Source organism: Achromobacter sp. KK8 (assembly GCF_054188005.1).
Map to the genome: position 1 here is coordinate 3,078,627 of NZ_CM135178.1, position 13,041 is coordinate 3,091,667.

Sequence of the window (13,041 nt, forward strand, 5' to 3'; positions counted from 1 at the left end):
CCGCCGGCTGCGCGCCTGTATCAGGCCAGAACACCGGCACCGCAGCAGCGCATGCGAATGGAAACCGCATCGTTTGCGCTGCCTTTCCATTCTCCGGATGAACATGACACTTCCAAGACGATCCATGGCAGACCCCCGGCCCGAAACTCCCCTACGCACTCGCGCCGCCCGTCCAACGGGCGAGGGGGCCGCTTTCAGTCCGTTGTACCGCCAGATCAAGGACCTGCTCGTCCAGAGCCTGGACCGCGGCGAATGGAAGCCCGGCGAACTCATCCCCAGCGAAATCGATCTGGCCGCCCGTTTCCAGGTGAGCCAGGGCACGGTGCGCAAGGCGGTCGATGAACTTGCCGCCGAACACTTGCTGCTGCGCCGCCAGGGCAAGGGCACCTTCGTCGCCACCCACCATGAAGCCCGCGTGCGCTACCGCTTCCTGCGCCTGGCCCCCGACGAAGAGGGCGAGGCCGGCCGCGCCGAAAGCCGCATCCTCGAATGCCGGCGCCTGCGGGCGCCCGCCGAGATCGCGCGCGCGCTCGACCTGCGGGCCGGCGAAACCGTCGTCATGATCCGCCGCCTGCTGTCCATGGGGCAGACACCCACCGTGCTGGACGACATCTGGCTGCCGGGATCCATCTTCCGCGGCCTCACCTTCGAGCTGTTGAGCGCGAACAAGGCGCCGCTCTATGGCCTGTTTGAATCCGAGTTCGGCGTCAGCATGGTGCGCGCGGACGAAAAGCTGCGCGCGGTGGCCGCGCCGGCCGAAGTCTGTACGCTGCTTAATGTTGCCGCCGGCACGCCGTTGTTGCAGGTGGATCGTGTGTCGTACACGTACGGTGACCGCCCCATGGAAATCCGGCGGGGCTTGTACTTGACCGATCGATACCACTACCGCAATAGTCTGAATTGATGAGCTTTTTACCTACGATTTGATACCAACCCGATCTCTGGGCGAAAATACCGTGTTTGCCCGCAAGGGCCACGGCATTGCCGCCGTCACGATTCCCTAGTTCCGAAACACCGAGGCCGTCATGTCCGACACCGCTGCCAAGCCACGTCCGCAGTTTCGCAATATTGGGCTTGCCCAAGTTGCGTTCTCCTATCGCCTGCCCCTGGCCGGCAAGCTGTCCATCCTGCACCGCATCAGCGGCATATTGCTGTTCCTCTGTCTGCCCTTGGTCATTCTGCCGCTGTTCGCGGCCAGCGTGGCCTCGCCGCAGACCTTCGCGGCCGTGGCCGCGTATGCCGGCAATCCGATCGTCAAGCTCGTCCTCCTGGTCCTGATCTGGGGCTACCTGCACCACTTCTGTGCGGGCATCCGCTACCTGTTGCTGGACCTGCACCTGGGCATCGACAAGCTGTCGGCCAAGAAAAGCGCCGGCGTGGTTTTCGGTGTCAGCCTGGCGCTGACCCTGGTGTTCGCCCTCAAACTGTTCGGAGTGCTGTAAATGGCCGCCGCTAAAAACTACGGACCCAAGCGCCTGGTCGTCGGCGCCCACTATGGCGTCATGGATTTCATCATCCAGCGCATCACCGCCGTCATCATGGCCGTGTATACGCTGGTGCTGCTCATCGGCATCCTGTTGATGCCTGCCTTCACGTATGAATCGTGGCACGCGCTGTTCACGTTCTACGTGGGCGTTCTTCCGGTCGGCCAGATCCTGGCGACCCTCGCATTCGTTGCGTTGGCCTGGCATGCCTGGATTGGCGTGCGCGACATCTGGATGGACTACGTCAAGCCGGTGGGCCTGCGCCTGCTGCTGCAAGTGCTGACGATCCTCTGGTTGATCGGTTCGGTCGTTTACTTCGCGCAAATCCTCTGGAGCATCTAAGCCGTGGTCTCTGTCATGAAATCCTTGCCGCGCCGCCAGTTTGATGTGGTGGTCGTTGGCGCCGGCGGAGCCGGCATGCGTTGTTCGCTGCAACTGTCCCAAGCGGGCCTGTCCGTTGCGGTGCTGTCCAAAGTGTTCCCCACGCGCTCGCACACCGTGGCCGCGCAAGGCGGCGTGAGCGCCTCGCTGGGCAACATGAGCGAAGACAACTGGTACTGGCACATGTACGACACCGTCAAGGGTTCGGACTGGCTGGGCGACCAGGACGCCATCGAGTTCATGTGCCGCGAAGCTCCCAATGCCGTGTACGAACTCGAGCACTTCGGCATGCCGTTCGACCGCAACCCCGACGGCACCATCTACCAGCGTCCGTTCGGCGGCCACACCGCCAACTTCGGTGAAAAGCCGGTCCAGCGCGCCTGTGCCGCTGCCGACCGTACCGGCCACGCGCTGCTGCACACCCTGTACCAGCGCAACGTTGCCGCCCGCACCCAGTTCTTCGTCGAATGGATGGCGCTGGACCTGCTGCGCAACGAAGCCGGCGACGTCGTGGGCGTGACCGCGCTCGAAATGGAAACCGGCGAGATCTACATCCTGGAAGCCAAGACCACGGTGCTGGCCACCGGCGGCGCCGGCCGCATCTGGGCCGCTTCCACCAACGCCTTCATCAACACCGGTGACGGCCTGGGCATGGCCGCCCGCGCGGGCATCCCGCTGCAGGACATGGAATTCTGGCAATTCCACCCGACCGGCGTGGCCGGCGCCGGCGTGCTGATCACCGAAGGCGTGCGTGGCGAAGGCGGCATCCTGCTGAACAAGGACGGCGAACGCTTCATGGAGCGCTACGCGCCTACGCTGAAGGACCTGGCGCCGCGTGACTTCGTGTCGCGCTCGATGGACCAGGAAATCAAGGAAGGCCGCGGCTGCGGTCCGGACGGCAGCTACGTGGTGCTCAAGCTCGACCACCTCGGCGCCGACGTCATCAACAAGCGCCTGCCCTCGATCCGCGAAATCGCCATCAAGTTCGGCAACGTCGACCCGATCAAGGAACCGATCCCCGTCGTCCCGACCATCCATTACCAGATGGGCGGCATCCCGGCCAACTACCACGGCCAGGTGCTGACGCGCGAAAACGGCGAGAACAAGATCGTCAACGGCCTGTACGCCATCGGCGAATGCGCCGCGGTGTCGGTGCACGGCGCCAACCGCCTGGGCACCAACTCGCTGCTGGACCTGATCGTCTTCGGCCGCGCCACCGGCAACCACATCGTCAATTCGCATCCGGAACGCCAGCACGCGCACCAGCCCGTGCCGCAGCAGGCCGTCGAATTCTCGATGGATCGCATCAACAAGCTGGAATCGCGCACCTCGGGCGAGAAGACCCAGGACATCGGCAACGCGATCCGCTTCTCGATGCAGCGCCACTGCGGCGTGTTCCGCACGCTGGACCTGCTGAACGAAGGCGTGACCCAGATCGAAGACCTGGCCAAGCAGGCCGACAACATCTACTTCAAGGACAAGTCCAAGGTGTTCAACACCGCGCGCGTCGAAGCGCTGGAACTGGCCAACATGACCGAAGTGGCCCGCGCCACCATCAAGTCGGCCGCCAACCGCACCGAAAGCCGCGGCGCCCACGCGCTGGACGATCACCCGACCCGTGACGACGAGAACTGGCTCAAGCACACGCTGTGGTACTCCGAAGGCAGCCGCCTGGATTACAAGCCCGTGCAGATGAAGCCGCTGACGGTCGAGTCCTTCCCGCCCAAGGCGCGTACCTTCTAAGTCCGGATAGAGCCTACTATGAGCACCAAGAGAATCGTCAAGTTCGAAATCTACCGCTACGATCCGGACAAGGACGAGCGCCCCTACATGCAGAAGCTGGAAGTCGAACTCCAGCCCACCGACAAGATGCTGCTCGATGCGCTGGTGCGCATCAAGAACGACGTCGACGACAGCCTGGCCCTGCGCCGCTCGTGCCGTGAAGGCGTGTGCGGTTCGGACGCCATGAACATCAACGGCAAGAACGGCCTGGCCTGCACGACCAACCTGCGCGAGCTGAAAGAACCGATCGTGCTGCGCCCGCTGCCGGGCCTGCCCGTGATCCGCGACCTGATCGTGGACATGACGCACTTCTTCAACCAGTACCACTCGATCCGCCCGTACCTCATCAACGACACGCCGCCGCCCGAGAAAGAGCGCCTGCAGTCGCCCGAGGCGCGCGAAGAGCTGGATGGCCTGTACGAGTGCATCCTGTGCGCGTGCTGTTCCACTTCCTGCCCGTCGTTCTGGTGGAATCCGGACAAGTTCGTCGGCCCGGCCGGCCTGCTGCAAGCCTACCGCTTCATCGCCGACAGCCGCGACGAAGCCACCGGCAGCCGTCTGGACAACCTGGAAGACCCGTACCGCCTGTTCCGTTGCCACACCATCATGAACTGCGTCGACGTCTGTCCCAAGGGACTGAACCCGACCAAGGCCATTGGCAAGATCAAGGAACTGATGGTCCGTCGCACGGTCTAGTAGTTTGGTGTATTTAAGGTGTAATGATGAGCAGGCTTACTGAACTGGAACGGGCGCGTCTGCGTTGGCGGGCGCGCCGGGGCCTGCTCGAAAACGACTTGATCATCACCCGGTATCTCGACGCCCACGAGGCCGAGCTTACCGACGATGACGTGACGGCATTGACGCAGCTCTTCGAGTTGGGAGACAACGATCTTCTCGACCTGCTGCTGGCCCGCAAGGAGCTCGAGGGCGCACTGGACACGCCCCGGCTCCGCGGCATCATCGGCCAGATGCGGTCGCTCTGATTAATTGAGAGGAAAAAACATGAACCTGTCTGACAAAAAAGCCACTCTGTCCTTCTCGGACGGCAGCGCACCCATTGAGTTCCCTGTCTACAAGGGCACGGTCGGTCCGGATGTGATCGACATCCGCAAGCTGTACGGCCAGACGGGCATGTTCACGTTCGACCCCGGTTTCATGTCGACCGCGGCTTGCGAATCGGGCATCACCTACATCGACGGCGACAAGGGCGAGCTGCTGTACCGCGGCTACCCGATCGAACAGCTGGCCGTCAATTGCGATTTCATGGACATCTGCTACCTGATCCTGAACGGCGAACTGCCGAACCAGGAACAGAAGGCCGACTTCGATTCGCAAGTGACCCATCACACGATGGTCAACGAACAGCTGCACTTCTTCCTGCGCGGCTTCCGTCGCGACGCCCACCCGATGGCCGTCCTGACGGGCCTGGTGGGCGCGCTGTCGGCGTTCTACCACGACTCGACCGACATCACGAACCCGCAGCATCGTCACATCTCGGCCATCCGCCTGATCGCCAAGATGCCGACGCTGGTCGCGATGGCGTACAAGTACTCGCAAGGCCAACCGTTCATCTACCCGCAGAACGACCTGTCCTATACGGGCAACTTCCTGCGCATGATGTTCGCCACGCCGTGCGAAGAGTACAAGGTCAACGAAGTCGTCGAGCGCGCCCTGGACCGCATCTTCATCCTGCACGCCGACCACGAGCAGAACGCCTCGACCTCCACGGTCCGCCTGTGCGGTTCGTCGGGCACCAACCCGTTCGCCGCCATCTCGGCCGGCGTGGCTTGCCTGTGGGGCCCGGCCCACGGCGGCGCCAACGAAGCTTGCCTGCAGATGCTCGAAGAACTGCAAGCCAACGGCGGCATCGCCAAGGTCGGCGAGTTCATGGAGAAGGTCAAGGACAAGAACTCGGGCGTGCGCCTGATGGGCTTTGGCCACCGCGTCTACAAGAACTACGACCCGCGCGCCAAGCTGATGCAGGAAACGTGCAAGGAAGTGCTCTCGGCCCTGGGCCTGGAAAACGATCCGCTGTTCAAGCTGGCCATGGAACTGGAACGCATCGCCCTGTCGGATCCGTACTTCGTGCAGCGCAAGCTGTACCCGAACGTGGACTTCTACTCGGGTATCGTCCAGCGCGCCATCGGCATCCCGACCTCGCTGTTCACGGCCATCTTCGCGCTGGCCCGCACGGTGGGCTGGATCGCCCAGTGGAACGAAATGCTGTCGGATCCCGATTACAAGATCGGCCGTCCGCGCCAGCTGTTCACCGGTTCGGTCACGCGCGACGTGCCCCCGATGGACAAGCGTTGATACGCTTTCCCGCGTGAACAAAAAACCGCCTTCGGGCGGTTTTTTGTTGCCTGGCGATCGGGCATTCGCGGCGTGGCGCTTTGGCGTTTATCATCCTGGCCATGATTCCGATAGCGCTGCCCTCCGCGGGCTTCTACATCTTCCTTTCCCTGGGATTCCTCGCCGGCCTGGTGCTGCTTGGCTGGGCGCTGGTGCTGATTGCCAGCAAGGGGGCGCGGCGCGCCGTCCGCAGGTACTGGAAGACTTCCAGCCTGGTGTTCGTGGTGCTGGCGGTGCCGTTTGCCTTCTATGGCTGGGTGCAGACCGCGATCTGGCAGATCGAGCGTGAAAGCGACCGCCGCGAGGCTGCCCGCAACGTCACGCTGCAGGCGCCGACGACGGTGGCGGGCATTGTCATGCCCGCCGGCACGCGCCTGAAGCTGCAGGATGAGGGCCAGCTGGAAACCTACGTCGAAGCCGAATTTGCGCAGCCCGTGGCCATGTACGGCGTGCAGGCCTCGCGCGCGCAGCGCTACCTGGACAGCGAATACGACAGCGAGACCTACGCGCTGCGCGGGCGTCATCCGCGTAGCGTCCTGCTGCGCGGCGCGGGCAGCCAGGCGGTGTTGGGCTGGCAGTGCGACGCCACCCAGGACATTGAATTCGACGTGGCGAAAGATGGCGCGATGGTGGCGTTGAACAAGTGCGTGCTGGGGCCCGGCAACCGGGTCGAGGGACTGGATCTCGCGCCCGGGTCCATCGTCTATGGTTCGACCGGCACCGTCTACACCGATGGCTCGCGCGATGCGGATCAATGGCGCATCGAGGTCAAGGACCCGGTCGCGGTCAAGGTGTTCGGGCTGCCGTTGAGCGAGCCGCGCCTCTATCTGGATGGCGAGCGGCGGCTGCTGCGCGTGAGCGATGCGGAGCTGGCCTGCCCGACGCGCCTGGGCGGCGTGAGCTACGCCGCGGGCACGCAGGTCAAGACGGTGCGGCGCGGCCGCGGCGATGAGCGTGAACCCTATCCGGGCGTGCTGGTGTTGAGTCCGTGGAATGGCCAGGTCGCCAGGCGCGAGGGCCTGGCCGACGTGCCCGAGGGCATGTCGGTGATGCAGACGCTGGCGGGCGAGGTCGTGGACGTGGTCAAGAACGACACGGTGGGTGTGTTCCATTTTGCCACCATCACGGTCGGTGACGACATGCCGCAGCCGACCCGCGCGCGCTGTCCCTGAGGCGCGCGGACCGTGTGCCTCGCTGGCGGTGCGCGCCTTACGCGCCGATGCCGCGCGCCATCAACACGGCGAACAGCGGCAGGAAGATGAACAGGTGTGATTCGATCATCACCCAGCGGCGGGCGCGCTTGATCTGCGCGGCGTCGGGCACGAAGGCGGGCTGCTGGCGCGCCTGTTTGGCCCAGCGCAGGAAGGCCAGTGTGGGCGGGATCGAACAGAGGCCGATGATGACGAACAGCGTGATCTTGGCGTGGAACCAGGGGTTGCCCATGTAGAAGGCGGCGCCCTTGATGCCCAGCATCAGGCGCAGCACGCCGGTGGCCAGCACTAGGATCGCGCTGAGCAGGTACAGCCGGTCGTAGATCACCAGGCGCTTGAGCGTGGCTGGCGTCAGGTCGGGGCGCAGCAGCACCGCTTCGGCGGTCAGCACCACCACCAGCACGAAGATGGCCAGGAAATGAAACCAGGCCAGGAAGGCGTCGAGCAGCATAGGGTCGGGCTCCGGTAGGGAAGGGGCGAGGGGAGTCTCTGCTCCGTTTTTACCATTGGCCCGTCGCCGCGCACTATCGTGGCATCAAGCAGGACAGAAAAAAAGGACGCCCCGCGGGGCGTCCCTTGCGTGCCGATCAGCGCAATGCGATCAACGGCGCTTCTTGGCGGCTTCGGCGGCTTCCTGCTGCGCATCGACCACGGCCAGCGCGGTCATGTTGACGATGCGGCGCACGGTGGCGCTGGTCGTCAGGATGTGCACCGGGCGCGCGGCGCCCAGCAGGATCGGACCCATCGCGACGCCATTGCTGCCCGTCATCTTCAGCATGTTGTACGTGATGTTGCCGGTGTCCAGCGTCGGCATGACCAGCAGGTTGGCGCGGCCCTTCAGGGTGCTGTCCGGGTAGGCCAGCACGCGGATCTTTTCCGACAGGGCGGCGTCGGCGTGCATTTCGCCGTCCACTTCCAGGTCGGGCGCGCGGTCCTGCACCAGCTGGCGCGCGGCGGCCATCTTGCGCGACGACTCCGTGACGCGGCTGCCGAAGTTCGAATGCGACAGCAGGGCGATCTTGGGCACCACGCCGAAACGCAGCATCTCGTCGGCGGCCTGGATGGTGATGTTGGCGACTTCCTCGGCCGACGGGTTCTCGTTGACGTGGGTGTCGGTGACGAACAGCGTCTGGTCGGGCAGCATCAGCACGTTCAGGGCGGCGTAGGTCTGGCCTTCCTTCTTGCCGATGATTTCGTCGATGTACTTGAGCTGGTTGTCGTACTTGCTGGCCACGCCGCACAGCAGCGCGTCGGCATCGCCGCGGCGCAGCAGCATCGCGCCGATCAGCGTGTTGTGCTTGCGGATCATCGCCTTGGCGATGGCCGGGGTCACGCCTTCGCGGCCCTTGAGCTGGTAGTACGCGCTCCAGGTTTCGTTGAAGCGGCTGTCGTCCTCGGGATCGACGATCTCGAAGTGCTGGCCGGCGATCAGGCGCAGGCCGAACTTCTTGATGCGCATCTCGATCACCGACGGGCGGCCGATCAGGATCGGGAACGCCAGCTTTTCGTCGGCCACGGTCTGCACCGCGCGCAGCACGCGCTCGTCTTCGCCGTCGGCGTAGATGACGCGCTTGGGCGCCTTCTTGGCCTGGGCGAACAGCGGGCGCATCAGCTGGCCCGAGTGGTAGACGAAGCCCATCAGCTTCTGGCGGTAGGCCTCGATGTCCTCGATCGGACGGGCCGCCACGCCGGAGTCGGCGGCAGCCTGGGCCACGGCCGGGGCGATCTGCACGATCAGGCGCGGGTCGAACGGCTTGGGGATGATGTAGTCGGGGCCGAACGACAGTTCCTGGCCGGCGTAGGCGCGGGCCACTTCATCGTTCTGCTCGGCCTGGGCCAGCTCGGCGATGGCCTTGACGCACGCCAGCTTCATTTCCTCGGTGATGCGCGAGGCGCCGGCATCCATGGCGCCGCGGAAGATGAAGGGGAAGCACAGCACGTTGTTGACCTGGTTCGGGTAGTCCGAACGGCCGGTGGCGATGATGCAGTCCGGGCGGGCGGCCTTGGCGACTTCCGGGCGGATTTCCGGTTCCGGGTTGGCCAGCGCCAGGATCAGCGGACGATCGGCCATGGTCTTGACCATGTCGGCGGTCAGCACGCCGGCGGTCGAGCAGCCCAGGAACACGTCGGCGCCGTTGACCACGTCGGCCAGCGTGCGCGCGTCGGTCTTCTGCGCGTAGCGCTTCTTGTTGGCTTCCATGTTTTCATCGCGGCCTTCCCAGATCACGCCGCGCGAATCCACCACGTAGATGTTCTCGCGCTTGACGCCCAGGTGCACCAGCAGGTCCAGGCAGGCGATGGCGGCGGCGCCGGCGCCCGAGCAGGCCAGCTTGACCGTGCCGATGTCCTTGCCCACGACCTTCAGGCCGTTCAGGATGGCGGCCGACGAGATGATGGCGGTGCCGTGCTGGTCGTCGTGGAAGACGGGGATCTTCATGCGTTCGCGCAGCTTCTTCTCGATGTAGAAGCACTCGGGCGCCTTGATGTCCTCGAGGTTTACGCCGCCGAGCGTGGGCTCGAGCGCGGCGATGATGTCGACCAGCTTGTCGGGGTCGTTCTCGGCCAGTTCGATGTCGAACACGTCGATGCCGGCGAACTTCTTGAACAGGCAGCCCTTGCCTTCCATGACCGGCTTGGCGGCCAGCGGGCCGATGTTGCCCAGGCCCAGCACGGCCGTGCCGTTGGTGATCACGCCCACCAGGTTGCCGCGCGAGGTGTACTTGGACGCGGCGTCGTCGCCCTGGTCGAAGATGGCCATGCAGGCGGCGGCCACGCCGGGCGAGTACGCCAGCGACAGGTCGTCCTGGTTGGCGAGGGGCTTGGTCGGGGTGACCGAGATTTTGCCGGGGGTGGGATAGGCGTGGTAATCCAACGCCAGCTTGGTGAGGGTTTCGTCCATGGGATACAGCCTTTTCGGCGCTAACTGTAGGTAAAAAGCGGAAAGCAAAAAGCGGGCTCGCGGCCCGCCGTATTCTTTGGGAAATGCTTAGGGAACACCCGTATTTCAACAGAAAGCGGCGCGAATTGGTTGCTGCACCGCAGCGATCGTCCGATTTTGATCAAGGCGGCGCGCTTCGTGATGACGCCGGTGAAAAAGGAGAAAAGCCCCGGTTCGGGGCTTTTCTCCTTTGCTTTCAGGGTGTTATTGCGCCCAGGGCGGCGTGGCGCGATCGGCCGCGCCCAGTTTGAGGCGCAATGCGTTGGCTTGCTCCTGCCGGCCCAGGCTGTCCAGCGCATGCAGCACGATCCAGTCGGCGCTGACTTCGAAGAAGTCACGCAGGCGGGCGCGGGTGTCGCTGCGGCCGAAGCCGTCGGTGCCCAGCGTGCGGTAGGGCGCGGGCACCCAGGCGCGGATCTGCTCGGGCACGGCGCGCACGTAGTCGGTCGCGGCCACCACCGGCGCGTCGCTGCCGCCCAGGCAGGCGCGCACCCAGTCCGCGTCCGGCGCGGCAGGCAGGCCGAGCGCGCGGGCGCGTTCGGCCTCGCGGCCGTCGCGCGCCAGTTCGGAGAAGCTGGTCACGCTCCAGACCTCGGCATCCACGCCGTATTCCGCATGCAGGCGCTCGGCGGCCATTTCCGCTTCGCGCAGCATGGGGCCGGCGCCCAGCAGGCGCACGGCCGCCTGCTGGCGGGCCGGGCGCAGGCGGTACATGCCGCGCAGAATGCCCTCGGCCGCCGCGCCGTCCCGCGGCAGGTCGGGCTGCGCCAGGTTTTCGTTGGTGACGGTCAGGTAGAAGAATTCGTCGCGCTGTTCGTCCAGCATGCGGCGCATGCCGTATTCGACGATCACCGCGACTTCATAGGCGTAGGCCGGATCGTAGGCGCGGCAGTTGGGCACGGCCGCGGCCATGATGTGGCTGGAGCCGTCCTGGTGCTGCAAGCCTTCGCCGCCCAGCGTGGTGCGGCCGGAGGTGGCGCCGATGAGGAAGCCGCGCGTGCGTTGGTCGGCCGCGGCCCAGATCAGGTCGCCGATGCGCTGGAAGCCGAACATCGAGTAATAGATATAGAAGGGCAGCATCGGCAGCCCGTTGACCGAGTAGCTGGTGCCGGCCGCCGTCCACGACGAGATCGCGCCCGCCTCGGTGATGCCTTCTTCCAGGATCTGGCCGTCGCGCGCCTCGCGGTAGTACAGCACCGAGCCGATGTCCTCGGGTTCGTACAGCTGGCCTTGCGCCGAATAGATGCCGATCTGGCGGAACAGGTTGGCCATGCCGAAGGTGCGCGCTTCGTCGGCCACGATGGGCACGATGCGCGGGCCGACCTGCGGGTCTTTCAACAGCGCCGTCAGCATGCGCACGATGGCCATGGTGGACGACATTTCCTTGCCGTCGGCGTTGAGCGCGAAGCGGGCCCATTGATCGACCGCGGGCGGCGACAGGCGCGGCGCCTGCGTCCGGCGGCGCGGGATGTGGCCGCCCAGCGCGGCGCGGCGCGCCTGCAGGTGGCGCAGCTCGGCGCTGTCGTCGGCGGGACGGTAGAACTTGAGCGCCAGGCAGTCGGCGTCGGAGATCGGCAGGGCGAAGCGGTCGCGGAACGCCAGCAGCGCCTCGTCGTCCAGCTTCTTCTGCTGGTGGGTGGTCATCTTGCCCTGGCCGGCCGCGCCCATGCCGAAGCCCTTCTTGGTCTGCGCCAGGATCACGGTGGGCTGGCCGCGGTGATGCGCGGCGCGGTGATACGCGGCGTGGATCTTGACCATGTCGTGGCCGCCGCGATGCAACCGGTCGATGGCTTCGTCGGTCCAGTCGGCCACCAGCGCCGCCAGTTCGGGATTCTGGTTGAAGAAGTGGGCGCGGTTGAAGGCGCCGTCGTTGGCGGCGAAGGTCTGGAACTGGCCGTCCACCGTGTTGGCGAAGGCGCGCGCCAGGGCGCCGTTGCCGTCCCGGCGCAGCAGGGCGTCCCAGTCGCTGCCCCAGACCAGCTTGATGACGTTCCAGCCGGCGCCGGCGTACAGGGTTTCGAGTTCGTCGATGATGCGGCCGTTGCCGCGCACCGGGCCGTCCAGGCGCTGCAGGTTGCAGTTGACCACGAACACCAGGTTGTCGAGCTTTTCGCGCGCGGCCAGGGTCAGCGCGGCGATGGATTCGGGCTCGTCCATCTCGCCGTCGCCGAAGATGCCCCAGACCTTGCGGTCGCCCCCCGGCACCAGCGAACGGTGTTCCAGGTAGCGCATGAAGCGCGCCTGGTAGATGGCGTTGATGGGGCCGATGCCCATCGAGCCGGTCGGGAACTGCCAGAAGTCCGGCATCAACCACGGGTGCGGGTACGACGACAGCCCGCGCAGGCCGCGCGAGGTGGCGGTGATTTCCTGGCGGAAGTGGGCCAGGTCGTCCTCGCTGAGGAAGCCTTCGAGGTAGGCGCGGGCGTAGACGCCGGGCGCCGAGTGCGGTTGCATGTAGACCAGGTCGCCCGGACCGTCGGCGCCGGCGGCGCGGAAGAAGTGGTTGAAGCCGACCTCGAACAGGTCGGCGGCCGAGGCGTAGCTGGCGATGTGGCCACCCAGCTCGCCATGGGCCTGGTTGGCGCGCACCACCATGGCCAGCGCGTTCCAGCGGTTGATGCGGGCGATGCGTTCCTCGACCGCCAGGTTGCCGGGAAAGGGAGGTTCCTGGTCGGCGGGAATGGTGTTCAGGTAGGCGGTGCGCGTCTGGCTGTTGGCGCGCAGTCCCAGCGTGGCGGCATGCCCCAGCAGGTTATCCAGCACATAGCCGGCCCGCTCGGCGCCCGAGGCCTCGACCAGGGACTGCAGGCCGTCGCGCCACTCGGCGGTTTCGGCCGGATCGGCGTCATGCCGGGGGTCTGGTCCGGCGGAGGAATGGCTGGCGTCGCACATG

General features: G+C 65.7%; 11 protein-coding genes. 8 read left to right on the plus strand and 3 right to left on the minus strand.

Annotation, left to right across the window (positions count from 1 at the left end; all coding sequences use genetic code 11):
- Positions 1-124 precede the first annotated feature (124 nt).
- From ACVN9Z_RS14240 to ACVN9Z_RS14275, 8 genes are all read left to right on the plus strand, one after another.
- Positions 125-904 (plus strand): GntR family transcriptional regulator, encoded by a 780-nt coding sequence (locus ACVN9Z_RS14240; RefSeq protein ID WP_026384753.1) that lies wholly within the window; start codon positions 125-127, stop codon positions 902-904.
- Between the two features lie 121 nt (positions 905-1,025).
- Positions 1,026-1,442, plus strand: a complete 417-nt coding sequence (gene sdhC, locus ACVN9Z_RS14245) for a succinate dehydrogenase, cytochrome b556 subunit (RefSeq protein WP_006389362.1) — start codon at positions 1,026-1,028, stop codon at positions 1,440-1,442.
- The gene (sdhD, locus tag ACVN9Z_RS14250; protein WP_006389363.1) at positions 1,443-1,826 is read left to right on the plus strand and encodes a succinate dehydrogenase, hydrophobic membrane anchor protein; all 384 of its coding nucleotides are present in this window, start codon (positions 1,443-1,445) and stop codon (positions 1,824-1,826) included.
- Between the two features lie 3 nt (positions 1,827-1,829).
- A complete protein-coding gene (gene sdhA, locus ACVN9Z_RS14255) occupies positions 1,830-3,608 on the plus strand; it encodes a succinate dehydrogenase flavoprotein subunit (RefSeq protein ID WP_006389364.1) in 1,779 nt (592 codons plus the stop codon).
- Between the two features lie 18 nt (positions 3,609-3,626).
- On the plus strand, positions 3,627-4,343 hold the full coding sequence (locus ACVN9Z_RS14260) for a succinate dehydrogenase iron-sulfur subunit (RefSeq protein ID WP_024068140.1): 717 nt from the start codon (positions 3,627-3,629) through the stop codon (positions 4,341-4,343).
- A 26-nt stretch (positions 4,344-4,369) separates the two neighbouring features.
- On the plus strand, positions 4,370-4,630 hold the full coding sequence (locus ACVN9Z_RS14265; protein ID WP_026384752.1) for a succinate dehydrogenase assembly factor 2: 261 nt from the start codon (positions 4,370-4,372) through the stop codon (positions 4,628-4,630).
- Between the two features lie 19 nt (positions 4,631-4,649).
- A complete protein-coding gene (locus ACVN9Z_RS14270) occupies positions 4,650-5,960 on the plus strand; it encodes a citrate synthase (RefSeq protein WP_006389367.1) in 1,311 nt (436 codons plus the stop codon).
- Between the two features lie 80 nt (positions 5,961-6,040).
- The gene (locus ACVN9Z_RS14275) at positions 6,041-7,171 is read left to right on the plus strand and encodes a hypothetical protein (RefSeq protein ID WP_458213481.1); all 1,131 of its coding nucleotides are present in this window, start codon (positions 6,041-6,043) and stop codon (positions 7,169-7,171) included.
- A 37-nt stretch (positions 7,172-7,208) separates the two neighbouring features.
- Here the strand turns inward: ACVN9Z_RS14275 and ACVN9Z_RS14280 are convergent, their stop codons facing one another.
- The 3 genes from ACVN9Z_RS14280 to mdeB all read right to left on the minus strand — a co-directional run bounded on the left by ACVN9Z_RS14280 (position 7,209) and on the right by mdeB (position 13,040).
- Positions 7,209-7,661 carry a DUF2214 family protein gene (locus ACVN9Z_RS14280; protein WP_006389369.1) on the minus strand — a complete coding sequence of 151 codons (453 nt, stop codon included), beginning with the start codon at positions 7,659-7,661 and terminating at the stop codon, positions 7,209-7,211.
- Between the two features lie 150 nt (positions 7,662-7,811).
- Entirely contained in the window at positions 7,812-10,109 is a 2,298-nt protein-coding gene (locus tag ACVN9Z_RS14285) for an NADP-dependent malic enzyme (RefSeq protein WP_006389370.1), read from the minus strand.
- 243 nt (positions 10,110-10,352) lie between these two features.
- On the minus strand, positions 10,353-13,040 hold the full coding sequence (gene mdeB / locus ACVN9Z_RS14290; protein ID WP_054448095.1) for an alpha-ketoglutarate dehydrogenase: 2,688 nt from the start codon (positions 13,038-13,040) through the stop codon (positions 10,353-10,355).
- Position 13,041: the final 1 nt, after the last annotated feature.

Excerpts from the sequence above, each read along its gene's own strand:
- mdeB (WP_054448095.1), bottom strand. The coding sequence starts at position 13,040 with ATGTGCGACGCCAGCCATTCCTCCGCCGGACCAGACCCCCGGCATGAC.
- ACVN9Z_RS14280 (WP_006389369.1), bottom strand. The coding sequence starts at position 7,661 with ATGCTGCTCGACGCCTTCCTGGCCTGGTTTCATTTCCTGGCCATCTTC.
- ACVN9Z_RS14260 (WP_024068140.1), top strand. The coding sequence starts at position 3,627 with ATGAGCACCAAGAGAATCGTCAAGTTCGAAATCTACCGCTACGATCCG.
- ACVN9Z_RS14270 (WP_006389367.1), top strand. The coding sequence starts at position 4,650 with ATGAACCTGTCTGACAAAAAAGCCACTCTGTCCTTCTCGGACGGCAGC.
- ACVN9Z_RS14285 (WP_006389370.1), bottom strand. The coding sequence starts at position 10,109 with ATGGACGAAACCCTCACCAAGCTGGCGTTGGATTACCACGCCTATCCC.
- ACVN9Z_RS14240 (WP_026384753.1), top strand. The coding sequence starts at position 125 with ATGGCAGACCCCCGGCCCGAAACTCCCCTACGCACTCGCGCCGCCCGT.
- ACVN9Z_RS14265 (WP_026384752.1), top strand. The coding sequence starts at position 4,370 with ATGAGCAGGCTTACTGAACTGGAACGGGCGCGTCTGCGTTGGCGGGCG.
- sdhD (WP_006389363.1), top strand. The coding sequence starts at position 1,443 with ATGGCCGCCGCTAAAAACTACGGACCCAAGCGCCTGGTCGTCGGCGCC.
- sdhC (WP_006389362.1), top strand. The coding sequence starts at position 1,026 with ATGTCCGACACCGCTGCCAAGCCACGTCCGCAGTTTCGCAATATTGGG.